Annotated in this window: 26 protein-coding genes; 25 read left to right on the top strand and 1 reads right to left on the bottom strand. The window is 40.6% G+C overall.

The features are described from left to right. The first annotated feature begins 102 nt into the window (after positions 1 to 102). The 11 genes from V7L95_RS17230 (at position 103) to fni (ending at position 10,681) form a co-directional block, all read left to right on the top strand. Positions 103 to 681 (top strand): genetic competence negative regulator, encoded by a 579-nt coding sequence (locus V7L95_RS17230; RefSeq protein WP_007500984.1) that lies wholly within the window; start codon positions 103 to 105, stop codon positions 679 to 681. A gap of 196 nt (positions 682 to 877) precedes the next feature. After that, positions 878 to 2,152, top strand: a complete 1,275-nt coding sequence (locus V7L95_RS17225) for a Glu/Leu/Phe/Val dehydrogenase (protein WP_007500982.1) — start codon at positions 878 to 880, stop codon at positions 2,150 to 2,152. 124 nt (positions 2,153 to 2,276) lie between these two features. Beyond that, positions 2,277 to 3,248: a YpdA family putative bacillithiol disulfide reductase gene (locus V7L95_RS17220; RefSeq protein ID WP_035702895.1), complete on the top strand. Its 972-nt coding sequence runs from the start codon at positions 2,277 to 2,279 to the stop codon at positions 3,246 to 3,248. Between the two features lie 155 nt (positions 3,249 to 3,403). Next, positions 3,404 to 4,060, top strand: coding sequence for a glutamic-type intramembrane protease PrsW (gene prsW, locus V7L95_RS17215; protein ID WP_008344507.1), 657 nt, complete (start codon positions 3,404 to 3,406; stop codon positions 4,058 to 4,060). Between the two features lie 132 nt (positions 4,061 to 4,192). Continuing rightward, positions 4,193 to 5,113, top strand: coding sequence for a spore cortex-lytic enzyme (gene sleB, locus V7L95_RS17210; protein ID WP_045034327.1), 921 nt, complete (start codon positions 4,193 to 4,195; stop codon positions 5,111 to 5,113). A 16-nt stretch (positions 5,114 to 5,129) separates the two neighbouring features. Further along, complete coding sequence (gene ypeB, locus V7L95_RS17205; protein ID WP_135226728.1) at positions 5,130 to 6,479, top strand: germination protein YpeB; 1,350 nt, start codon at positions 5,130 to 5,132, stop codon at positions 6,477 to 6,479. Between the two features lie 102 nt (positions 6,480 to 6,581). Continuing rightward, a complete protein-coding gene (locus V7L95_RS17200) occupies positions 6,582 to 7,229 on the top strand; it encodes a flagellar brake domain-containing protein (protein ID WP_007500975.1) in 648 nt (215 codons plus the stop codon). Between the two features lie 63 nt (positions 7,230 to 7,292). Further along, positions 7,293 to 7,475 carry a YpfB family protein gene (locus V7L95_RS17195; protein ID WP_008344514.1) on the top strand — a complete coding sequence of 61 codons (183 nt, stop codon included), beginning with the start codon at positions 7,293 to 7,295 and terminating at the stop codon, positions 7,473 to 7,475. 71 nt (positions 7,476 to 7,546) lie between these two features. After that, the gene (gene cmk / locus V7L95_RS17190; RefSeq protein WP_017359766.1) at positions 7,547 to 8,224 is read left to right on the top strand and encodes a (d)CMP kinase; all 678 of its coding nucleotides are present in this window, start codon (positions 7,547 to 7,549) and stop codon (positions 8,222 to 8,224) included. A gap of 223 nt (positions 8,225 to 8,447) precedes the next feature. Then, positions 8,448 to 9,599, top strand: a complete 1,152-nt coding sequence (gene rpsA, locus V7L95_RS17185; RefSeq protein ID WP_008344519.1) for a 30S ribosomal protein S1 — start codon at positions 8,448 to 8,450, stop codon at positions 9,597 to 9,599. 14 nt (positions 9,600 to 9,613) lie between these two features. Beyond that, positions 9,614 to 10,681, top strand: coding sequence for a type 2 isopentenyl-diphosphate Delta-isomerase (gene fni / locus V7L95_RS17180; protein WP_046527082.1), 1,068 nt, complete (start codon positions 9,614 to 9,616; stop codon positions 10,679 to 10,681). Positions 10,682 to 10,855: 174 nt separating this feature from the next. Here fni and V7L95_RS17175 read toward each other — a convergent pair whose 3' ends face one another. Continuing rightward, on the bottom strand, positions 10,856 to 10,987 hold the full coding sequence (locus V7L95_RS17175; protein ID WP_008344525.1) for a YpzI family protein: 132 nt from the start codon (positions 10,985 to 10,987) through the stop codon (positions 10,856 to 10,858). A 178-nt stretch (positions 10,988 to 11,165) separates the two neighbouring features. Between V7L95_RS17175 and V7L95_RS17170 the strand changes: the two genes are divergently transcribed. From V7L95_RS17170 to hepT, 14 genes are all read left to right on the top strand, one after another. Further along, on the top strand, positions 11,166 to 11,708 hold the full coding sequence (locus V7L95_RS17170; RefSeq protein WP_041091663.1) for a hypothetical protein: 543 nt from the start codon (positions 11,166 to 11,168) through the stop codon (positions 11,706 to 11,708). After that, positions 11,705 to 12,589, top strand: coding sequence for a YIEGIA family protein (locus V7L95_RS17165; RefSeq protein ID WP_007500964.1), 885 nt, complete (start codon positions 11,705 to 11,707; stop codon positions 12,587 to 12,589). The genes V7L95_RS17170 and V7L95_RS17165 overlap by 4 nt, the downstream gene beginning before the upstream one ends. A gap of 6 nt (positions 12,590 to 12,595) precedes the next feature. Continuing rightward, positions 12,596 to 12,790 (top strand): hypothetical protein, encoded by a 195-nt coding sequence (locus V7L95_RS17160; protein ID WP_008344527.1) that lies wholly within the window; start codon positions 12,596 to 12,598, stop codon positions 12,788 to 12,790. 159 nt (positions 12,791 to 12,949) lie between these two features. Next, positions 12,950 to 14,260 (top strand): ribosome biogenesis GTPase Der, encoded by a 1,311-nt coding sequence (der, locus tag V7L95_RS17155; RefSeq protein WP_008344528.1) that lies wholly within the window; start codon positions 12,950 to 12,952, stop codon positions 14,258 to 14,260. 14 nt (positions 14,261 to 14,274) lie between these two features. Continuing rightward, positions 14,275 to 15,312: an NAD(P)H-dependent glycerol-3-phosphate dehydrogenase gene (locus V7L95_RS17150; protein WP_035702907.1), complete on the top strand. Its 1,038-nt coding sequence runs from the start codon at positions 14,275 to 14,277 to the stop codon at positions 15,310 to 15,312. A gap of 267 nt (positions 15,313 to 15,579) precedes the next feature. Then, positions 15,580 to 15,783, top strand: coding sequence for a DUF2768 domain-containing protein (locus V7L95_RS17145; RefSeq protein ID WP_008344530.1), 204 nt, complete (start codon positions 15,580 to 15,582; stop codon positions 15,781 to 15,783). Positions 15,784 to 15,801: 18 nt separating this feature from the next. Beyond that, positions 15,802 to 16,527 (top strand): hypothetical protein, encoded by a 726-nt coding sequence (locus V7L95_RS17140; protein ID WP_007500961.1) that lies wholly within the window; start codon positions 15,802 to 15,804, stop codon positions 16,525 to 16,527. Positions 16,528 to 16,732: 205 nt separating this feature from the next. Further along, on the top strand, positions 16,733 to 18,211 hold the full coding sequence (gene spoIVA / locus V7L95_RS17135; protein ID WP_008344534.1) for a stage IV sporulation protein A: 1,479 nt from the start codon (positions 16,733 to 16,735) through the stop codon (positions 18,209 to 18,211). A 374-nt stretch (positions 18,212 to 18,585) separates the two neighbouring features. Then, entirely contained in the window at positions 18,586 to 18,864 is a 279-nt protein-coding gene (hbs, locus tag V7L95_RS17130; protein ID WP_003215863.1) for a non-specific DNA-binding protein Hbs, read from the top strand. 190 nt (positions 18,865 to 19,054) lie between these two features. Further along, complete coding sequence (folE, locus tag V7L95_RS17125) at positions 19,055 to 19,624, top strand: GTP cyclohydrolase I FolE (RefSeq protein ID WP_003215789.1); 570 nt, start codon at positions 19,055 to 19,057, stop codon at positions 19,622 to 19,624. 23 nt (positions 19,625 to 19,647) lie between these two features. Then, complete coding sequence (gene mtrB / locus V7L95_RS17120; RefSeq protein WP_008344541.1) at positions 19,648 to 19,878, top strand: trp RNA-binding attenuation protein MtrB; 231 nt, start codon at positions 19,648 to 19,650, stop codon at positions 19,876 to 19,878. Positions 19,879 to 19,993: 115 nt separating this feature from the next. Continuing rightward, positions 19,994 to 20,761, top strand: coding sequence for a heptaprenyl diphosphate synthase component 1 (locus tag V7L95_RS17115; RefSeq protein WP_007500958.1), 768 nt, complete (start codon positions 19,994 to 19,996; stop codon positions 20,759 to 20,761). Positions 20,762 to 20,764: 3 nt separating this feature from the next. Further along, on the top strand, positions 20,765 to 21,469 hold the full coding sequence (locus V7L95_RS17110) for a demethylmenaquinone methyltransferase (protein ID WP_007500957.1): 705 nt from the start codon (positions 20,765 to 20,767) through the stop codon (positions 21,467 to 21,469). 24 nt (positions 21,470 to 21,493) lie between these two features. Further along, entirely contained in the window at positions 21,494 to 22,456 is a 963-nt protein-coding gene (gene hepT, locus V7L95_RS17105) for a heptaprenyl diphosphate synthase component II (protein WP_007500951.1), read from the top strand. The last annotated feature ends 40 nt before the right edge of the window (positions 22,457 to 22,496 follow it).

Genomic DNA, 22,496 nt, shown 5'->3' with positions numbered 1-22,496 from the left:
CGTCTTGACACAGTGTAAACTGAATACAAAATTAAGAACCTATGACTCATCATCTCATATACTACAGTATGATGTGTGTTAGAAGAGGCAGGAGGGAACGTTATGCGGCTAGAGCGTCTGAATTATAATAAAATCAAAATTTTTCTCACACTAGATGATCTGACAGACCGAGGTCTTACGAAAGAAGACCTTTGGAAAGATTCGTTCAAAGTTCATCAGCTGTTTAAAGACATGATGAACGAAGCGAATCAGGAGCTCGGTTTTGAAGCGAATGGACCGATTGCTGTTGAAGTATTTTCTCTTCAGGCGCAGGGGATGGTCGTCATTGTGACAAAGAGTCAGCAGGAAGATGCTGATGATGAGTTTGATGAAGATTACATTGAGATGCAAGTCAAGCTCGACGAGAGCAAGCATGTGCTCTATCAATTTGCCTCGTTTGAAGATGTGATTCAACTGTCCCATAGTTTAAGTCGTATTGGACTTTTAGGGGGTACAGTTTACCACTATGAAGGTCAATATTTTCTCAGCCTAGATGATTTCGAAGAACTGTCTGCAGATACAGTCATTTCTATTTTAGCGGAGTTCGGTTCTCCGACGACATTAACCATTCACCGGTTAAAAGAATACGGAAAAGTGATCATGCAGGAAGATGCAGTGAAAACGATTCAACTGTATTTTTAATCACTTTTTTCTATTATATTTAATACTGTTGTGATGAAACAACAGTATTTTTTTATATCCATTTTTATATTTATAAACGCTGATATTTTATTTTGATAAAAAACGCTTTTTACCTTTGCTTTACCAGTACGAAGGTGTATACTATTGCTTGAAAGGGAGCAGTAGATCATGAAAGATTTCTAGGGGGTTTATTTTAATGGCAGCCGATCAAAACGCCGCTCATAACGCAGAAGATAAGCTAGATGTTTTAAAGTCAACTCAAACCGTCATACATAAAGCGCTTGATAAATTGGGCTATCCGCAAGAAGTGTATGAATTGCTGAAGGAGCCAATTCGCCTATTAACGGTCAAAATTCCAGTACGTATGGATGATGGATCGGTGAAAATTTTCACTGGTTATCGTGCGCAGCATAATGATGCTGTCGGTCCAACAAAAGGCGGAATTCGATTCCACCCGAACGTTACTGAAAAAGAAGTAAAAGCGCTTTCAATTTGGATGAGTTTAAAATGTGGTATTGTGGATCTTCCTTATGGCGGAGGAAAAGGCGGTATTATCTGTGATCCAAGAGAAATGTCATTTAGGGAGCTTGAAAAACTAAGCCGCGGCTATGTTCGCGCAATTAGCCAAATCGTTGGACCAACAAAAGATGTTCCAGCACCAGATGTGTTTACAAACTCTCAAATCATGGCATGGATGATGGATGAGTATTCTAGAATTGATGAATTTAACTCGCCAGGATTTATTACAGGAAAACCAATTGTTCTTGGAGGCTCACATGGACGTGATACTGCAACGGCAAAAGGTGTAACGATCTGTATCAAAGAAGCGGCGAAGAAAAAAGGAATTGACATCAATGGGGCTCGTGTTGTCGTTCAGGGATTCGGAAATGCAGGAAGTTACTTGGCTAAATTTATGTATGATGCCGGAGCGAAAATCGTAGGAATTTCAGATGCTTACGGCGGTTTGTATGATGAAGATGGTCTCGATATTGACTACTTGCTTGACCGACGTGACAGCTTTGGAACCGTCACTAAATTATTTAATGATACAATTACAAACCAAGAGCTGCTTGAGCTAGATTGTGATATCTTAGTACCTGCAGCCATTGAAAATCAAATTACAGAAGATAATGCGGCGAACATTAAAGCCAAAATTGTCGTAGAAGCAGCAAATGGACCAACGACATTGGAAGGGACAAAAATTCTTTCAGATCGTGGTGTACTGCTTGTTCCGGACGTACTTGCAAGTGCGGGTGGAGTGACTGTTTCTTACTTTGAATGGGTTCAGAATAACCAAGGGTTCTACTGGACAGAAGAAGAAGTAGAAACTCGTTTAGAAGATATGATGGTGAAATCATTTAATAATATTTATGAAATGGCGCAAAACCGCCGTATTGATATGCGACTAGCAGCATATATGGTCGGTGTACGTAAAATGGCTGAAGCTTCTCGATTCAGAGGCTGGATTTAAGCGACTTATTTGCATCGCGCCTTAAAATCTCCTATCCTTAAATAGGAGATTTTTTTATGGAATCATGCAAAGAATCAAACAGCCCAGCAATTGTTATTGCAGTGAAACGACAGGAGTGGAACAAATGAAACAAGAAAAAGCGATCATAATAGGAGGAGGCCCGTGCGGTCTATCAGCTGCCATTGCATTCAAGCAAATTGGGATTGATGCACTTGTGATTGAAAAGGGCAATGTGGTCAACAGTATTTATCATTACCCTACACACCAAACCTTCTTCAGTACAAGTGAAAAGCTTGAGATCGGTGACGTCGCTTTTATCACTGAAAATCGGAAACCCGTTCGTATTCAGGCGCTTTCCTATTACCGAGAGGTGGTCAGACGAAAAAGCCTTCGTGTGAATGCTTTTGAAAAGGTAAACGCTGTGACGAAAAAAGATGGCCGTTTTACGGTAAATACATCAAAAGACGTCTATACATGTGACTATGTTGTGATTGCGACTGGGTACTATGATCATCCTAACTATATGAATGTAAAAGGGGAAGACCTTCCTCATGTGTATCATTATTTCAAAGAAGGACACCCCTACTTTGATAAAGATGTGACGGTGATCGGCGGGAAGAACTCTAGTGTTGATGCTGCCCTGGAACTTGTGAAATGCGGAAGCAGGGTGACGGTTTTATATAGAGGAACTGAATATTCATCCAGCATCAAACCTTGGATTTTACCAGAGTTTGAAGCGCTTGTTCGAAATGGCACCATTCGAATGGAGTTCGGTGCAGAGGTGAAAGAAATAACAGAACAGGATATTGTCTTTACAAACCAGCAGGGCCAAACGGATCGAGTGAAAAGTGATTATGTGTTTGCGATGACAGGTTATCATCCTGATCATTCATTTTTAGAAAAAATGGGTGTAACAATCGATCCAGAATCAGGCCGCCCAGCATTTGATGAACAAACAATGGAAACAAATGTAGAAGGTATTTTTATTGCAGGGGTCATTGCAGCTGGTAACAACGCCAACGAAATTTTCATTGAAAATGGAAGATTTCATGGCGGGTTAATTGCAGAAGAAATCAACAAAAGAATCAACGGGTAAAAAAAGAACTGGGTCCTTCTAAGGGATTCAGTTCTTTTTTATGTAAATTGGGATTATATAGAAGATTATTTTTGGGAAAATGGGCTCGAGTCATATAAAAAAGGGGTGATTCGTGGTACGATAATAAAGGATAATGTAGGGAAAGAGGTCTGATTATGATCGCAATCATTTCAGCAGGTTTAGCTCCCGGCATCGCACTTTTAAGTTATTTTTATTTGAAAGATCAATACGACAATGAGCCGGTTCATATGGTCATCAGATCTTTTATGCTAGGTGTCATACTTGTGTTTCCAACCATGTTTATTCAGTATGTCCTCCAAGAGGAAAATATCGCTACGAATCCTATCGTGATTTCATTTGTGACATCGGGTTTTTTAGAAGAATCATTAAAGTGGTTTATTTTAATGGTCAGTGTCTATGCGCACGTACAGTTTGATGAACACTATGACGGGATTGTCTATGGAACAAGTGTCTCGCTTGGATTTGCGACACTTGAAAATATTCTGTACTTAGTGGGTCATGGGGTAGAGTACGCGTTTACACGTGCCTTGCTGCCTGTATCAAGCCACGCTTTATTTGGTGTGGTGATGGGATTTTATATAGGTAAAGCTCGCTTCTCTGATAAAAAAGAGCAGCGAAAATGGCTGATTCTCTCTTTAATACTTCCTATCCTTTTTCATGGCTTATATGATTTCATTCTTCTTGGCATGAAAAATTGGGGATATATTATGTTACCGTTCATGATTTTTTTATGGTGGTTTGGTCTGCGGAAAGCCAAAAAAGCCCGTGCGGTGAAGATGGTACAAATTTAAATTGGAAAACGTCCTATACGTCTTTAGGGCGTTTTTTGTCTTTTCCATCCAATTCCCTCCTGTGATGAATGTATAAAAATAGGGATCGGAAGAAACATATATTCAAACATCAAAAGTACAGGAGGATCAAATATGGACAAAGCTCGTTTCATGAAACAAATCGTCCTTATCTTCTCAATTGTTCTGCTCGCGTCTTCATTGATGACAGCTGAAAAAAGTGAAGCTTTCACGAATCAAGTGATTCAGCGAGGAGCTACAGGAGAAGATGTCGTCGAGCTCCAGGCAAGGCTCCAATACAATGGTTTTTACAATGGAAAAATAGACGGGGTGTATGGCTGGGGAACTTACTGGGCCGTGCGCAATTTTCAAAGCCAGTTTGGTGTAAAGAAAGTCGATGGACTCGTAGGGGAAAAAACAAAAAGCCTATTAGTTCAAAAGACGAAATACTATAAAGAGTTTGTGCAACAGCAGTTGCAAAAAGGGAATCAGTTTACGCATTATGGTGGGAAACCTCTTGATCAGCAAACAAAGGCTCCTGCGCAAAGAAACACGCAAAAAAAGACAGCACAAGGTGCAAAAGAGAATCAAAAAAGTCAAAGCGGAGGAAACAGCTCGTCTGGGAAGTCTGGAAACCAGTCAGGAAATGGTCAAGCAAATCAAACGCCGAAACAAACAGCAGCCAACATGCCAGGTGGTTTTTCAAGCAATGACATTCAGCTTCTTTCACAAGCTGTTTATAGTGAAGCGAGAGGTGAACCTTATGAAGGACAGGTAGCGATCGCAGCCGTCATCTTAAACCGTTTAAACAACCCGACCTTTCCAAACACGATTGCTGGTGTCATTTTTGAACCGCTTGCGTTTACTGCTGTAGCAGATGGACAATTTTATATGGCGCCAAATGAAACCGCTAAAAAGGCAGTATTTGATGCCATTAATGGCTGGGACCCATCTGAAAGCGCCGTTTATTACTTTAATCCTGATACAGCGACAAGCCCATGGATTTGGGGAAGACCACAAATTAAACGAATCGGGAAACATATTTTCTGTGAATAAAAAGAGGTGTAAATAAATGATCAGAGGAATATTGATTGCTATTTTAGGAATTGCTGTCATCTCAACAGGATACTGGGGCTATAAAGAGCATCAAGAAAAAGATGCAGTACTGCTTCATGCAGAGAACAACTATCAAAGAGCCTTCCATGATTTAACGTATCAAGTCGATCAGCTGCACGATAAACTTGGCGCAACACTTGCGATGAATAGCCAAACATCTATATCTCCAGCACTGGCAGATGTATGGAGAATGTCATCAGAAGCGCATAACAATGTCAGTCAGCTTCCGCTCACATTGATGCCTTTTAACAAAACAGAAGAGTTTCTAGCGAATGTCGGTGACTTTAGCTACAAATCGTCACTTAAATCTTTATCAGATGAACCATTAAACAAAGATACACACAAAACCATTACCACTTTATATGATCAAGCGGCAGATATTCAAAACGAACTTAGACAAGTGCAGCATCTCGTACTCAACAAAAATTTAAAATGGATGGATGTTGAAATGGCACTGGCTGATGGAGATCGAAAAAACGACAACACCATCATTGACGGATTAAAAACCGTTGAAAGAAATGCTGATGCGTTTGCAGATGTTGATCTTGGCCCTACAAATGTGTCAACTGAATCAGAAACGCAAGGCTACAATCACTTAAAAGGGCAAAAGATTTCAAAAAAAGAAGCGATCCGTATCGCCCAGCAATTTGCGCCTGACCATAACAAAGATTTTAAGGTGAGAAAAAGTGGGAGTAAAACGAACCGTGATGTCTACAGCCTATCAATGTCTGACCCAGACAATCGGGCAAACTTTTATTTAGACTTGACTGAAAAAGGCGGCCATCCTGTCTATCTTCTTCAGAACCGTGAAGTGAAAAAACAAAAAATCAGTTTAAATGATGCCTCAGAAAAAGCACTAAGTTTCTTAAAGAAGCATGGATTTGATACTGAATCATTTCATTTAGATGAGAGTGCGCAATTTGATAATATCGGCGTATTTACCTATGTCCCTTTACAGAATAACGTATTGCTTTATCCAGATAGCATTCGAATGAAAGTCGCTTTAGATGATGGAGAGGTTGTGGGATTCTCAGCGAAAGACTATTTAATGAATCACAGAAAACGTGACCTTAAAGCACCAAAAATTTCTCAAAAAGAAGCTGAAAAGACCTTAAATAAACATGTGAAGATCGAGGATACACATGTAGCTCTTGTTCAAAATGATATGTCAGAGGAAGTTCTCTGCTATGAGTTTTTAGGAACCATTAAAAACGACACGTACCGAATGTTCATTAATGCAGATACTGGAAAAGAAGAAAGAGTAGATAAACTAAAAAATGCAGAACCTATATATAAAGACCTATAGAAAAGGAAGCGAGGAAAAGGCGAATAAGCCTTTTCCTTTTGTTTTATACATGGTTTAATATAAGAGAGGATACGATTTCACAGATGAAAAGAGTGATGAGGAATGTTACAAATAGGGGATGCAATCACAATTGAGTATGTCAATGAGAACAAAGAAGTGAAAACTGCAAAATCGAAAGTTTTGGAAAATAATAACGATGATATTTGCATTAATTATCCAGCTGATAAAGAAACGGGGCGCACGATCTATTTAAATCAAGAAACAGAAATCACCGTCTTCTTTTTCGATGAAAATCAAATTCCATACAAATGTACAAGCAAAGTCATTGGGAAAAGAAAAGAAGATATCCCGATGATTGTCGTTTCGATTCCGCCAAAAGAAGAAATGATTCGGCTTCAACGAAGAGAATATCTTCGAGTGGATACGATGGTGAAAGCGTCCATTACGCAAAATGGTGAAGAAACCTTCGACACATTTATTGTCAATATGAGTGCTGGCGGTGTAGCAATTGCTGTTCCAGAAGGTGTCTCACTAAAAGAATATGGCGAGGTCGTCACAGAGTTTGAACTTTCACTTAAAGAACCAGTGAAAATTAAAGCGATTGCAGAAATGAATCGTGTTTATCAAGATGAACAGACCGGGAAAACAAGAGCGATCATGGAATTTACTGAAATCACAAACGACCACCAGCAGCACATCATGAAGTACTGCTTCCAGCAGCAGCTTCTAACACGTGTGAAAAAAGTATAAGAATAAAGGTTGTCAAAAGCTTCCATACTAGAGAGAAAGAATCTAGCGTTGGAGGCTTTTTGTATGAAAACAATGGAAAGATGGCTATTCAAAGCAGTGCTCATTCAGCTCATTCTGCTTTTGGCGGTTCAGGTCACCCTTCACCTGACGAAAGGAGAACTATTTTTGTCAAAAGTCGTACAATACGAGGGTGTGAATAACATGAGCATTGAAGATTGGATTGAGACATTTAAGCAAAAGGATTGATAGAAAATTCCCCCGTTTGAGCGGTGATCGTGTTACAATTCATAAGGGAGATTCAATCAAGGAGAGGTATTATGAAAAAGAAATTATCTATCGCAATTGACGGTCCTGCTGCAGCAGGAAAAAGCACTGTGGCAAAAATTGTCGCAGCGAAAAAATCATATATTTATATCGATACAGGTGCGATGTACCGCGCAATTACACTTGCAGCACTCAATCAAGGCGTAGACCTTGAAGACGAACAGGCACTTGATGCGTTATTGAAAAACACAGTCATTGAACTTGTGTCAACTGACGAAGGTCAAAAAGTACATTTAGACACGATCGATGTCACAGAAGACATCAGAACAGACCGCGTAAGCAATCAAGTCTCTGTTGTTGCAAAGCATCGAGCTGTCCGGGAAGAAATGGTCCGCAGGCAGCAAGAGCTGGGGAACCGAGGCGGTGTCGTCATGGATGGAAGAGACATTGGCACGCATGTTCTTCCAGATGCAGAAGTGAAAATTTTCTTGCTTGCGTCAGTAGAGGAAAGAGCAAAACGTCGTTTTGAAGAAAATCAGAAAAAAGGCTATGATGTCAATTACGATCAGCTGATCGAAGAGATTGCAAGACGTGACAAGCTTGATTCTGAGCGGGAGGTATCACCGCTGAAGAAAGCAGATGATGCCATTGAAATTGACACGACTTCCCTTTCTATTCAAGAGGTTGCAGGTAAAATTTTAGATGCAGCAGAGCGTGTAGAAAAACAGTAAGAAATTTTAGAAAACTTTTATAAGTTAGAGGTTTATCTCTTGACAAACAAGGTCTTTTATTAGAAGTTTATACTAATACTATTTTTATTGATCATTCAAGCAATTCTGTTGATTTGAATGTTTCTATAATACATATTCGGCTGGCAATCATCATGCTAAGGACACATATTCACCCAGTCGTTTTAACTAAGCTGTGTAGGTTTGGACCAAGGAGGTTATCGAAATGACAGAGGAAATGAATCAAATCGATGTTCAGGTACCAGAGGTTGGAGATGTAGTGAAAGGGATTGTTTCTAAAGTTGAGGACAAGCATGTCAATGTAGATATCGTCAATGTGAAACAACCTGGGATCATCCCAATCAGTGAATTATCAAGTCTTCACGTTGAAAAAGCATCAGATGTCGTGAAAGATGGCGACGAGTTAGAGCTTAAAGTAACAAAGGTCGAAGACGATGCTTTGATTTTATCGAAACGTGCTGTTGATGCAGACCGCGCTTGGGAAGACCTAGAGAAAAAGTTTGAAACAAAAGAAGTATTTGAAGCAGAAGTAAAAGACGTTGTCAAAGGTGGTCTAGTGGTCGACATTGGTGTTCGCGGATTTATTCCTGCGTCTCTTGTTGAGGCACACTATGTAGAAGACTTCACTGACTACAAAGGGAAAACACTCTCGCTTGTTGTGGTAGAGCTTGACCGCGAAAAAAACCGCGTGATTTTATCGCATCGTGCAGTCGTTGAGCAAGAACAATTAGACAAGAAGCAAGACTTCCTGCAAAAGCTTGCAGTAGGCAGTGTGATTGATGGAAAAGTGCAGCGCCTGACTGACTTTGGTGCATTTGTTGACATTGGCGGCATTGATGGATTAGTTCACATTTCTCAACTATCCCATGCGCATGTCGAAAAGCCATCTGACGTTGTTGAAGAAGGACAGGAAGTGAAAGTCAAAGTTCTTGCTGTTGACCGCGATAACGAACGTATCTCACTATCTATTAAAGAAACATTACCAGGACCTTGGAGCCAAATTGGTGAAAAGGTAAAACAAGGTGATGTTCTTGAAGGAACCGTTCAACGTCTTGTGAGCTTTGGAGCATTTGTTGAAATTCTGCCAGGTGTAGAAGGACTTGTGCATATTTCCCAAATTTCACACAAGCATATCGGTACTCCTCAAGAAGTCCTTGAAGAAGGGCAGACTGTGAAAGTGAAAGTGCTTGATGTCAATGAAGATGAAGAGCGCATTTCACTTAGCATTCGTGAATTAGAAGAGAATCCTGAAAAACAAATCGAAGAGGATTACCGTCAATATCAGGCGAAAGAAGAAAATACAAGCGGATTCCAGCTTGGTGACCTGATTGGTGATAAACTCAATAAACTAAAATAATTTGGTGATCAAAATTGACGCGAGCAGAAAGAAAGAAACAGCATATTGAGCATGCTTTGTCGACTGGCCAGCATGCAGCAACAGGTTTACAAGATGTTTCCTTCGTTCACGCCAGTTTACCAGATCTTGCGACATCACAAATTGATACTCATACGACAATTGGCGGACTGACTTTCGGTTCGCCAATTTTTATCAATGCAATGACTGGTGGAGGCGGAGAATCGACCTATGAGATTAATCGCTCTTTATCTATCGCAGCGAAGGAAACCAATATTCCAGTAGCAGTCGGTTCACAAATGGCTGCACTGAAAGATGCAGACGAACGTCGTACGTATGAAGTGGTTCGAAAGGTGAATCCAGATGGACTCGTTTTTGCCAATTTGGGCAGTGAGGCGACTATTCAGCAAGCACGGGATGCCGTTGACATGCTGGGGGCAAACATGCTCCAAATTCACTTAAACGTGATTCAAGAGATCGTCATGCCTGAAGGAGATCGTGATTTCAGAGGTGCTGTTGAGCGGATCTCAGCCATTGCTGAATCAATTGAGGTGCCTGTTGTCGTCAAAGAAGTTGGATTTGGGATGAGTAAGGAAACAGCAAAGAAATTATTTGATGCTGGAGTTGCTGCTGTTGATGTAGGTGGATTTGGGGGAACGAATTTTTCTAAAATCGAGAACCTGCGCCGTCAAAAAGCACTTCGCTATTTTGACCAGTGGGGAATTCCAACTGCAGCGAGTCTGGCTGAAGTACATACAGCCTTTCCAGATCAAACCGTCCTAGCTTCTGGAGGCATTCAAGATGCACTTGATGTGACAAAATCAATTGCTCTTGGTGCGTCTGCCGTTGGATTAGCCGGCTTTTTCTTAAAATCCCTGACGAGTGGAGGAGAAAAGGGCCTCATCTCTGATATCATTGATCTACAAGATGATGTGAAGATGTTGATGACAGTACTTGGCATGAAAACAATGGAGGAGCTAAGGCAAGCTCCGATTGTGCTTACAGGGGAAACAAGTCATTGGCTGAAAGAAAGAGGCGTGGATACTACGTACTATAGTTTAAGAAATAAGAAGACAAAGGACTAAATGAAATGTAGCCCTTTGTCTTCTTTTCAGCGTGAAAGAAAACTTTTTTGTCTATGAAAGACAGCTGCTTTTTGCGGAGCGAATTTGACATTCGTGAGCAGCAATGCGCAGGACTGACACTGAATGCGAGGGTTTGTCTGCACGCTGAGACATGTGGTAATCACATGTCTTTTTTTATTGATTTCTTTTGCGAGCGTCTTCCGGGCCTTCTAAAGTTGTTGCCCCTTTGTGATGAATGGATTGATCGCGGTCAGATTCAACTCTTCTTGACGCCTTTAGGCGTTTTTCCTGTCTATCCTTACCCATTATACATCCCTCCTCAACTATTAGGGTGTCACCTCTTGTTTATTTCATGCAAATCCCGCACCTTCTCATACGTTTAAAAACTGGAGATTTTCCCATAATGTAATTGAGGTGATGAGGGTTGGAGGCATTGTACTATTATTGGTCAATATGGTTCGTTTGGATTATGGTGACATTTATCATGGAGAAAAGCACGTGGCGCAATGTGCTGGGCGTATGTGTTCTCATTCATATTATATGCAGTCATGTCATGGTTTCTATTTTAGACATTAGGATCAATGCAGGATTTTTGATGACCTTTTTATATGCTTGCATGTCATTCGTGATCTTTCGCCCTGCTCATCGAATCATGCGAATCATGCAATTAGGTTCCATGGTCAGTGCGTATGCCTTTTTTATGATTTTTGCATTATATGATCCAGTTTGGTTCACGATAATAAAGGTGGACTGGGTTGTATTTGCCTTGCTGATCTTGATGTGTTTAACATATGGGCATCGGTTAACAGAACGGATCACTTTATGGATGATGGCTATATGTCTGGGGGAAGCCCTTTATGCGCTTACGATTCATCGCCTCACATCTTCCATTGTCATAGGAGATCTCTCGTTTCTTTCCATGGCTGTTCAAGGAGCTGTCTTTCTATTAGGTGTAGGTCAGCTTGAAAAACTCTTGAACACCCGTTCATCTAGAAAACCAGTAAAAGGGGCTGCAAAATCAACATGACGGATTACACGTTTCCTGTGATTATTGGCGTCATCTTTGGGATGGCGGCTAGGCTTTATATGCTAAGAACTGATTATCGGCAATATCCCACATATATTCATGGACAAGTGATTCACATTGCGCTAGGTTTTATCGCATCAGGCCTTGGTGCTATTATTATGCCTGCGCTGATACAGGAAGAATTCACTGCAATTACCTTCCTGACGCTTGCAGCCACGCAATTTCGTGATGTGCGTAATATGGAAAGAAATACATTGACCCAAATGGATTCGTATGAGCTTGTCTCACGAGGCAGTACATATATCGAAGGCATTGCGATCGCCTTTGAAAGTCGAAATTATATTGCCATTCTTACTGCCCTTATTACAACGACCGCCTGTATTTTCTTTTCGCTCGTTGTTGGGACCGTGGTCGGTATTCTTTGTTTTTTCATGGCAAAACTATTAATGTCAGGGAGCCAATTAAAGGATATCGTGAATATTCAAAAAGGGGAACTTCGTTTTGACGGCGCAGGACTTTACGTAAATGATATTTACATTATGAATATCGGGCTGCCTGAAAAGCAAAAATTGATTTTAGAGCATGGAATGGGGTTCATCTTGACTCCGAAGAATTTTAACTCGGCCACAACCATCGCAAACCTTGGGCAGCGGCAAGCCATCTTATTTGATTTATCCAACGTGCTTGGTGTATACCGAGATTCTGGTGAACCATCGCTTTGTCCGCTTGCAAAACGTGATCTGAATAATGGCACACTTGGCGTATTCATTTTACCGCAATGGCAGCGTGAAGATTTGGCTGTCCGTGTATTAGAAGAGGTGCCTATTTTAGAAAATGCCATTAGAATGCCGACAGATTTCATTAAAAAGAAAGTGAGGTAATAGGGCATGGCGAACACCATTGAACAATTTATATTGGCTGTGGCGACAACAAATAAAGAGCGGGTCATTGGCGGAACAGCCGTTTTTTTCTGTGAAAATAAAGAAGAGCTCGACATGTATGCCATGAATTTAGAGGCCATTTTAGATGGAATTGCACACGGCATTGGAGAAGATCTTTATTTGATTGTCAAACATTTTTAAGTTATTCATTGTGGTCTGATTAAAAATTGATATAATATATAAGTTGAACCCTTCATGTTTGAAGGGTTTATTTCATAAAACTGAATGAAAATTATAAATCCCGGTTGAAACATGATGATGAACATATTGAATCGCGGCTGGATTGAAAGGAAGGGTACTATGGGTAAACCTGTCGTAGCCATTGTTGGAAGGCCCAACGTTGGAAAATCTACAATTTTTAATCGAATCGCAGGCGAAAGAATATCGATTGTAGAAGACACACCTGGTGTAACAAGAGATCGAATCTATAGCTCTGCTGAATGGTTAAATTATGACTTTAATTTAATAGATACTGGTGGAATTGATATTGGAGATGAGCCGTTTTTGGCGCAAATTCGCCATCAGGCTGAAATCGCAATGGATGAAGCGGATGTTATTATCTTTATGGTCAATGGAAGAGATGGCGTCACATCTGCGGATGAAGAAGTCGCAAAAATTTTATATCGCACGAAAAAACCTGTCGTACTTGCTGTCAATAAATTGGACAACCCTGAAATGAGAAGCGACGTGTATGACTTTTATGCACTTGGATTTGGTGAACCGTATCCGATTTCTGGAACGCACGGACTCGGTCTAGGTGATCTGCTTGATGCTGTCGCAGAGCATTTCAAAAACTTACCAGATACACAGTATGATGAAGAAGTGGTACAGTTCTGCTTAATCGGCCGCCCAAATGTAGGGAAATCCTCTTTGGTGAATGCGATGCTCGGTGAAGAACGTGTCATTGTCAGCAACATCGCTGGTACAACAAGAGATGCTGTAGATACAATGTTTACGTACAACCAACGTGACTTTGTCATTGTCGACACAGCAGGTATGAGAAAAAAAGGGAAAGTATATGAAACAACAGAGAAATACAGTGTACTTCGAGCGTTAAAAGCCATTGATCGATCGGATGTTGTCGCTGTAGTTCTTGATGGTGAAGAAGGCATTATTGAACAGGATAAACGTATTGCCGGCTACGCACACGAAGCGGGTAAAGCCGTTGTGATCATTGTGAACAAGTGGGATGCTGTTGAAAAAGACGAGCGTACAATGAAGGAATTTGAGCAAAATATTCGCGAGCATTTTCAATTCCTTGATTATGCACCTGTCTTATTCATGTCTGCTCTTACGAAAAAGAGAATTCACACGTTAATGCCAACAATCATTACCGCTAGTGAAAATCATGCGATGCGCGTTCAAACGAACATTCTAAACGATATTATCATGGATGCCGTAGCAATGAACCCAACGCCGACCCATAACGGACAGCGTCTGAAAATTTACTATGCAACACAAGTGGCGATCAAACCGCCGTCCTTTGTTGTGTTTGTAAATGATCCAGAACTTATGCACTTTTCTTATGAGCGTTTCCTAGAAAACCGAATTCGAGATGCATTTGGTTTTGAAGGAACACCAATTAAAATATTTGCGAGAGCGAGAAAATAAAAAGGGTGAGCAGGATGAAGAAAATTTCAGTACTTGGAGCAGGGAGCTGGGGAACAGCTCTTGCGCTTGTATTAGCTGATAATCATCATGATGTACACATGTGGGGACATAGACAAGAATTAATTGATCAAATCAATGAGAAACATGAAAATCATGATTACTTGCCTAATGTTGCATTGCCAGCGTCTATTCAAGCGACAACAGATATGAAACAGGCACTAGAAGGGACAGATGCGATTATTGTCGCTGTGCCAACAAAGGCCATTCGAGAAGTATTGAAACAGGCAAATGAGTTCATTACGTCAAAGGTGCCATTTGTTCATGTCAGTAAAGGAATTGAACCAGATACACTTCTTAGAATTTCTCAAATGATTGAACAAGAAGTCCCGGAAGCGAAAAGAGAAGCAGTTGTTGTCCTGTCAGGACCAAGCCATGCTGAAGAAGTTGGCTTGCGTCATCCGACAACTGTTACTGTCTCGTCAGAACATATTGAAGCAGCTCAATTTGTTCAAGATTTGTTCATGAACAATCATTTTAGAGTGTACACCAACCCTGATGTGATTGGGGTGGAAATTGGCGGGGCGCTGAAAAACATCATCGCTCTTGCGGCAGGGATCACAGACGGACTCGGATATGGCGATAATGCGAAAGCAGCGCTCATCACAAGGGGTCTTGCTGAAATCGCCCGCCTCGGCACAAAAATGGGAGGAAACCCTCTTACGTTTGCCGGATTAACAGGTGTTGGAGATTTGATTGTCACATGTACAAGTGTTCATTCGCGTAACTGGCGCTGCGGGAATTTACTCGGTAAAGGATATAAGCTCGAAGAAGTGCTTGAAAAAATGGGGATGGTTGTCGAAGGCGTCCGCACAACAAAAGGCGCTTATCAGCTCTCCAAAGAATACAAGGTCAGCATGCCGATTACAGAGGCTCTTTACGGCGTCCTATTTGAAGGGAAAAAGGTAGACGATGCTGTAGAATCCTTAATGGCACGTGTGAAAACACATGAGATGGAAGACCTTGTGAACATGTTCGAAAACCAAACAAAATAATTGGAAGACTGAACTTAGGCGTGTAGAGGATGCAAGAAGGGGAAGACTTGCATAACATAACAATGAAGTTTGAATAGAGCTTTGCCTCTACAGAATGAGGAAAAATAGTCGACCTAATGACTGAAGCAGAGTCCCCCTCTTTGCTTCAGTTTTTTTATGCACTTTTTTCTGAATTGATTGGAAAAATGATTGATATTTTACTTAATTTTGGTTTAGAATGAAATATAAACGCTTACAATTCGTTTGTATTAAAGGGGGACAGGCACGATGAGTTTTGCTTTAATCAAGATGTGGTTTGCGCTTGGTTCAATGGGGCTCATGTTTTTAGCCGTTGTAACCATTTATCTGAGTAGGTTTAAGCTGAAGAGCCGGTTTCTGAAAATAACAGCCTCAACTGTCGCGTACAGCTTAATGCTCATATCAGGTATCATTGTGTTTTTAGTTGTATTTAGCGGACCAGTCAATGAATAAAGAAAAAGGAAGAATGTGATGATCAAAGCAAAAATCAGTGTCATGCTGTTAACACTTATTTTACTTACGGGGTGCCTCTATCCAGAGAATCGTAAAGCTGAAAACCGCGTGCCATATAAAGAGCAGCTGCAAAGTGTGCAGACCGCAATTGAAGATTTTCAAAAAGCGACAAATGGCCTTTTACCCATTGAAACAAAAGAAGGCGACACACCTATTTATCAGAAGTATGTCATTGACTTTAAGCGTCTGTCACCAAGATATTTACACGATGTACCGTCGACATCTTTTGAAGGCGGGGGCGAATATATCTATGTCCTCACAGACGTCGAACAAAATCCAACGGTGAAACTGCTTGATGTCAAAATGACACAAACGATCAGTGAATTACGTCTGAGGATCAAAATATATCAAGATGAACATACATATCCGCCATATGGCAAAGTAGTATCCAAAGATTTATATACGTTAAATGAAAAAAAACTAGGGTTAAAAGCACCGCCTACAGTGACGAGCCCTGTCACGGGGGAATCACTTCCATTACTGATTTCCTCAAATGGCGAAATCTATGTTGACTATCGCAGTGATTTTGCCCAGATTTTGAAAAATACGAAACAAAAGCTGAAACCAGGTGAAAATATTCAAGATGTCTATTGGCAGGAAACCCCGTTTGTACCAGCGTTTTCTGTTCCATATACGATCAACAAAAAAGGTGAGCCGGCTTTTTTAGAAAAAAAGACGTCATAAACAAGAATGAACCTTTCTCCTCTGCATATAAATGAGGAGAAAGGTTTTTTTATGGCTAAACATACTCTCAAAACAAAAAAGGTGTCATATTCAAATAGGACAACGTCATACACATATATTGTCCTGACACCTTTCAAGCACCGTTTGATTGAAGTATAGAGTATTTTATTTGAAAACGAGGATAGCAAGTCCGGGAGGGGATCACTTGGAAAAAGTCGATATTTTCAAGGATATCGCTGAACGAACAGGAGGCGATATATATTTAGGAGTCGTTGGAGCTGTTCGTACAGGGAAATCTACGTTTATTAAAAAGTTTATGGAGCTCGTGGTGCTCCCGAATATCAATAATGAGGCAGACCGTGCAAGAGCACAGGATGAATTGCCGCAAAGCGCAGCAGGAAAAACCATTATGACCACAGAACCAAAATTTGTGCCAAATCAAGCGGCATCCATTCACGTGAGCGACGGCCTGGATGTCAACATTAGGCTTGTCGATTGTGTAGGCTACACCGTGCCTGGTGCACGCGGGTATGAAGATGAAAATGGTCCGAGAATGATTAATACGCCGTGGTATGAAGAACCAATCCCGTTTCATGAAGCAGCGGAAATTGGTACACGCAAGGTCATTCAAGAGCATTCAACCATTGGTGTTGTGATTACAACAGATGGATCAATTGGGGAAATCCCAAGACATGACTATATTGAATCAGAAGAACGTGTCATTGACGAACTCAAAGAAGTTGGAAAGCCGTTTATTATGGTGATCAACTCTGTGAGACCTTATCACCCTGAAACAGAAGCACTGCGGCAGGAACTTAGTCAAAAATATGATATTCCTGTTCTCGCGATGAGTGTCGAAAGTATGAGAGAACAAGACGTTCTCAGTGTACTTCGTGAAGCATTATATGAATTCCCAGTGCTTGAGGTGAATGTGAACCTGCCAAGCTGGGTCATGGTACTAAAAGAAGATCATTGGCTAAGAGAGAGTTATCAGGATTCAGTGAAAGAAACCGTCAAGGATATTAAGAGATTAAGAGATGTTGACCGAGTGGTAGGTCAGTTCAGTGAATTCGATTTTATCGAAAGAGCGGGCTTAGCAGGCATTGAAATGGGTCAGGGGATCGCAGAAATTGATCTGTATGCGCCGGATGATCTATATGATCATATCCTAAAAGAAGTGGTTGGTGTGGAAATTAGGGGCAAAGATCACCTTCTTGAGCTCATGCAAGATTTTGCACATGCGAAAACGGAGTATGATCAAGTGTCTGACGCTTTAAAAATGGTGAAGCAGACTGGTTATGGAATTGCGGCACCAGCTTTGTCAGATATGAGTTTAGATGAGCCGGAAATCATTAGGCAAGGATCAAGATTCGGCGTCAGATTAAAAGCAGTCGCGCCATCTATTCATATGATTAAGGTAGATGTAGAAAGTGAGTTTGCGCCGATTATCGGAACAGAAAAACAAAGTGAAGAGCTCGTCCGATACTTAATGCAAGACTTTGAAGATGATCCGCTTTCGATCTGGAATTCCGATATATTTGGACGCTCACTCAGCTCGCTTGTCAGAGAAGGCATTCAAGCAAAACTCTCGCTGATGCCGGAAAATGCAAGGTATAAACTAAAGGAAACGCTTGAACGAATTATTAACGAAGGATCAGGCGGTCTGATCGCGATTATTCTATAGGATGTGAGACCTCTCATTGATGGGGGTCTTTTTTTGCGTGCGGGTGAAGTCATAAAAAGACAATTGTATAAAGATTAGTCAGATTCAGGCTGAAATTAGGAATATTCGTTCGCAAAAGTGCCCTTAATCCTTGACGAATAAGGATTCTTCCCTTTAAAATGCTTGATATGGTATTTCATATGTGTTAATCTACTTACAGAAAATCTTCACTTTGTTGGACAAACATTCCTTCAAAGAGAAGTTTTCTAATGAAAAGCCATGTATGACGCTTTCTAGACGCTCTTTTTTTCAAAAAAAGTGTATAGAAAGAAGATGAATTGTGAAGAAATGATAACAATCTATTGAATGCATATTTTTGGGAGGAGGTGAAAGGCATGAACAAGACAGAACTTATTAACGCGGTTGCTGAAGCAAGCGAGTTATCTAAAAAAGATGCGACAAAAGCAGTTGATTCTGTTTTTGATACAATTTTAGATGCACTTAAAAATGGTGACAAAATCCAACTTATTGGTTTTGGTAACTTTGAAGTACGTGAGCGTTCAGCTCGTAAAGGACGTAACCCACAAACTGGTGCAGAGATCGAAATCCCTGCAAGCAAAGTACCTGCTTTCAAACCAGGTAAAGCACTTAAAGACGCGGTGGCAGGTAAATAATCGTTATGTGTAATGATCCTATTGAAGGAGTTATACATATACAGTTTCACACTGGTCTAGAAAAGCCCCTTTGATAAGGGGCTTTTCCTTTTGAATCAAATGGTTTGTTTAGAACGCTCTCCTTTGCTTTTAGGATCTGAAGTGTGCTAGAATCTGAATGAAATGTAATCGCCTTTGGAGGATATAATACATGAGTGAAATAAATAAAGAATTAATCGAACACGCGGTACGCGATATATTAAAAGCGATTGGAGAAGATCCAGATCGTGAAGGACTTCTTGATACCCCAAAACGAGTAGCAAAAATGTATGAAGAAGTGTTCTCGGGATTAAATGAAGATCCAAAAGAACATTTTAAAACCATTTTTGGTGAAGATCATGAAGAACTCGTTCTTGTCAAAGATATTGCTTTTCATTCAATGTGTGAACACCATCTTGTGCCATTCTATGGCAAAGCCCATGTCGCTTATATTCCGCGCGGCGGAAAAGTAACGGGACTCAGCAAGCTGGCAAGAGCAGTAGAAGCCGTGGCAAAGCGCCCGCAGCTTCAGGAGCGCATTACATCAACGATTGCAGATAGTATGGTGGAAACTTTAAATCCACATGGTGTGATGATTGTCGTTGAAGCAGAGCATATGTGTATGACGATGCGCGGAGTGAAGAAGCCTGGCGCTAAAACAGTCACTTCAGCCGTACGCGGTACATTTGCAAATGATGCGGCAGCAAGAGCAGAAGTGCTTTCATTTATTAAAAACGACTAATCCATAGATGGAAGGTGAACAGATTGAGTGAAAATAAAGCATCTGATTTTGTGGTGATTAAAGCCATTGATAATGGTGTCAACGTGATCGGCTTAACTAGAGGTTCCGATACAAGATTTCACCATTCCGAAAAGCTCGATAAAGGTGAAGTCATTATCGCACAATTTACTGAGCACACATCAGCCATCAAAGTGCGGGGCGATGCTGTCATTCAAACAAGCTTCGGTGAAATTCAAAGCGAAGCAAAGAAATAACGCACGACTATGCACTTGATAGCATGAAAGTCAGGCCTGATATGGTATAATAAATCTCTATACAATGTAGAGAGCTACATATGAAACTGTAATTTTTGGGACAAGGGTGATATCTTTGCAAGACATCTACGGAATTTTATCTAATCTGAATATAAAATTAAACAAAAAGCTTTCTCATCCTTATTTGGCGAAGCATTTGCGTGCGCCGCTCATCGATGAAGATAAGCTCCTTCTTTTTCATGCAATGTTTGATGAAGCTCAAATCGATGCTGAGAAAAAAGAAAATTATATTTTAACGGCGATGCTTGTGCAAATTGCCCTTGATACCCATGACGAAGTCACAACTGCTGCAGCCATCAAACAAGACGAGTTCAAAAATCGTCAGTTGACCATCCTAGCAGGAGACTATTTCAGCGGTCTCTATTACTCTCTTCTCTCTGACATGAAAGATATTTACATGATCCGCACTCTCGCCACGGCGATCAAAGAGATTAATGAACATAAAATTAGACTATATGATCGATCCATTCAAGATGCAGCCCACTTTTATAAAAGTGTTGCTACAGTGGAATCTGCGCTATTCCAAAGAATTTCTGAGCACTTTCAATTGACGCATTGGAATGAAATTGCAAGTCGCTTCCTTGTTTATAAACGTTTTATGAAACAAGCAGAAGACGACAAACATTTAAAACTTTTTTTGAACGATAGCTATACGGACGCCTATACATGTTTTGACAACTTTGAGAATGAAGGCTATGAAAAGGCCAAACGATCAATCAAGGAGCATCTAGTTTCATCTCCGATCGTTCAAAAAGAGCTATTAAATCGCTTGGATCATATGAAAAATGAACCTGCGTACCATCAGAAAGTGGAAGAAGGGTAAGTCATGCAGCAATCAAAAGAACAGCGAGTACACGGTGTATTTGAAAAAATTTATAAAAACTATGACCAAATGAACTCTGTCATTAGCTTTAAACAGCATAAAAAATGGCGCGATAAAACAATGAAGCTCATGAATGTTCAAAAAGGAGCCAAAGCACTAGATGTATGCTGCGGAACTGCCGATTGGACGATTGCGCTTGCAGACGCTGTTGGAGAAACAGGCGAGGTCAAAGGTCTTGACTTCAGTAAAAATATGCTGAGTGTTGGCGAAACGAAGGTGAAAACAGGCGGCTACAATCAAATTGAGCTGCTCCACGGCAATGCAATGGAGCTTCCTTTTGAGGACAACTCATTTGATTATGTCACAATCGGTTTTGGCCTTCGAAATGTCCCTGATTATTTAACAGTGCTAAAGGAAATGACACGAGTGGTAAAACCCGGTGGAATGGTTGTCTGCCTTGAAACATCACAGCCTGAGATGATTGGGTTTAAACAAGGGTATTATGTCTATTTCAAATACATCATGCCGCTCTTTGGCAAACTGTTTGCCAAAAGCTATCAGGAGTATTCATGGCTTCAAGAATCAGCCAAAACGTTCCCTGGCATGAAAGAACTGGCGTCTCTTTTTGAAGAGGCCGGTCTATCTGATGTCTCGTATCATCCATTTACAGGCGGTGTAGCAGCAACACATATCGGAAAGAAGCTTTGAATAAACGATATTTGGGTGAAAATAATGAAACTAAAAGCAATGATTTCTTTTCTAAATCATGATATCGATATAATTGAAAAAGAGCTTGAACAAACCGTTCGCTCTGATTATGCATTATTAAGTGAAGCCGGTCTTCATTTGCTGCAAGCGGGCGGAAAACGAATCCGCCCCGTTTTTGTTCTCCTTTCAGGCATGTTTGGTGACTATGATATTAATAAAATTAAATATGTAGCCGTAGCGCTTGAATTAATTCATATGGCATCACTTGTCCATGACGATGTCATTGATGATGCAGAACTGAGAAGAGGAAAACCGACGATTAAAGCAAAATGGGACAACAGAATTGCGATGTACACGGGGGATTACTTATTTGCAAGGTCACTCGAGTACATGACGAAAATCAATCACCCAATGGCACATGAAATTTTGTCAAAAATGGTCGTCGAGCTCTGTCTTGGGGAAATAGAACAAGTCAAAGATAAATACAACATGGACCAAAACCTTCGTACATATTTAAGAAGAATTAAGCGAAAAACAGCCTTGCTTATTGCAGGCAGCTGCCAATTAGGTGCGATTGCAGCTGGAACAGATGAAAAAACACATAAAGCCCTTTACTGGTTTGGGTACTATGTTGGTATGTCGTACCAAATCATTGATGATGTCCTTGATTTTACATCAACTGAAGAAGAATTAGGCAAGCCTGTTGGTGGGGACCTTTTACAAGGAAATGTCACTCTTCCTGTTTTATATGCGCTTCAGAACCCGACGTTAGAAGGTCAGTTGAAGCTGATCAATAGTGAAACGACGGAAAAGCAGCTGAAACCTGTGATTGAACATCTCAAACAAACAGATGCGATCGACCGTTCCATTCGAGTGAGTGAAATGTACTTGAAAAAAGCATTTGAACAGCTCGATCAACTTCCGCGTGGGCGGGCTAAATCTTCATTAGCGTCGATTGCAAAATATATTGGTAAACGAAAATTCTGATCAACGTTTCGTTGATTGGTTTTTTTGTGAAATTTTTTGT

Origin of the sequence: Bacillus sp. PPSBB_11, from assembly GCF_038023285.1 — a bacterium.
GTDB lineage: Bacteria > Bacillota > Bacilli > Bacillales > Bacillaceae > Bacillus > Bacillus altitudinis.
The sequence above is the reverse complement of the archived record's forward strand: the minus strand, read 5'-3'. Positions and strand labels throughout refer to the sequence as shown.

Coding starts and splice junctions, on each gene's coding strand:
- V7L95_RS17230 (WP_007500984.1), top strand. CDS start 103: ATGCGGCTAGAGCGTCTGAATTATAATAAAATCAAAATTTTTCTCACA.
- V7L95_RS17225 (WP_007500982.1), top strand. CDS start 878: ATGGCAGCCGATCAAAACGCCGCTCATAACGCAGAAGATAAGCTAGAT.
- V7L95_RS17220 (WP_035702895.1), top strand. CDS start 2,277: ATGAAACAAGAAAAAGCGATCATAATAGGAGGAGGCCCGTGCGGTCTA.
- prsW (WP_008344507.1), top strand. CDS start 3,404: ATGATCGCAATCATTTCAGCAGGTTTAGCTCCCGGCATCGCACTTTTA.
- sleB (WP_045034327.1), top strand. CDS start 4,193: ATGGACAAAGCTCGTTTCATGAAACAAATCGTCCTTATCTTCTCAATT.
- ypeB (WP_135226728.1), top strand. CDS start 5,130: ATGATCAGAGGAATATTGATTGCTATTTTAGGAATTGCTGTCATCTCA.
- V7L95_RS17200 (WP_007500975.1), top strand. CDS start 6,582: ATGTTACAAATAGGGGATGCAATCACAATTGAGTATGTCAATGAGAAC.
- V7L95_RS17195 (WP_008344514.1), top strand. CDS start 7,293: ATGAAAACAATGGAAAGATGGCTATTCAAAGCAGTGCTCATTCAGCTC.
- cmk (WP_017359766.1), top strand. CDS start 7,547: ATGAAAAAGAAATTATCTATCGCAATTGACGGTCCTGCTGCAGCAGGA.
- rpsA (WP_008344519.1), top strand. CDS start 8,448: ATGACAGAGGAAATGAATCAAATCGATGTTCAGGTACCAGAGGTTGGA.
- V7L95_RS17175 (WP_008344525.1), bottom strand. CDS start 10,987: ATGGGTAAGGATAGACAGGAAAAACGCCTAAAGGCGTCAAGAAGAGTT.
- V7L95_RS17170 (WP_041091663.1), top strand. CDS start 11,166: ATGGAGAAAAGCACGTGGCGCAATGTGCTGGGCGTATGTGTTCTCATT.
- V7L95_RS17165 (WP_007500964.1), top strand. CDS start 11,705: ATGACGGATTACACGTTTCCTGTGATTATTGGCGTCATCTTTGGGATG.
- V7L95_RS17160 (WP_008344527.1), top strand. CDS start 12,596: ATGGCGAACACCATTGAACAATTTATATTGGCTGTGGCGACAACAAAT.
- der (WP_008344528.1), top strand. CDS start 12,950: ATGGGTAAACCTGTCGTAGCCATTGTTGGAAGGCCCAACGTTGGAAAA.
- V7L95_RS17150 (WP_035702907.1), top strand. CDS start 14,275: ATGAAGAAAATTTCAGTACTTGGAGCAGGGAGCTGGGGAACAGCTCTT.
- V7L95_RS17145 (WP_008344530.1), top strand. CDS start 15,580: ATGAGTTTTGCTTTAATCAAGATGTGGTTTGCGCTTGGTTCAATGGGG.
- V7L95_RS17140 (WP_007500961.1), top strand. CDS start 15,802: ATGATCAAAGCAAAAATCAGTGTCATGCTGTTAACACTTATTTTACTT.
- hbs (WP_003215863.1), top strand. CDS start 18,586: ATGAACAAGACAGAACTTATTAACGCGGTTGCTGAAGCAAGCGAGTTA.
- folE (WP_003215789.1), top strand. CDS start 19,055: ATGAGTGAAATAAATAAAGAATTAATCGAACACGCGGTACGCGATATA.
- V7L95_RS17110 (WP_007500957.1), top strand. CDS start 20,765: ATGCAGCAATCAAAAGAACAGCGAGTACACGGTGTATTTGAAAAAATT.
- hepT (WP_007500951.1), top strand. CDS start 21,494: ATGAAACTAAAAGCAATGATTTCTTTTCTAAATCATGATATCGATATA.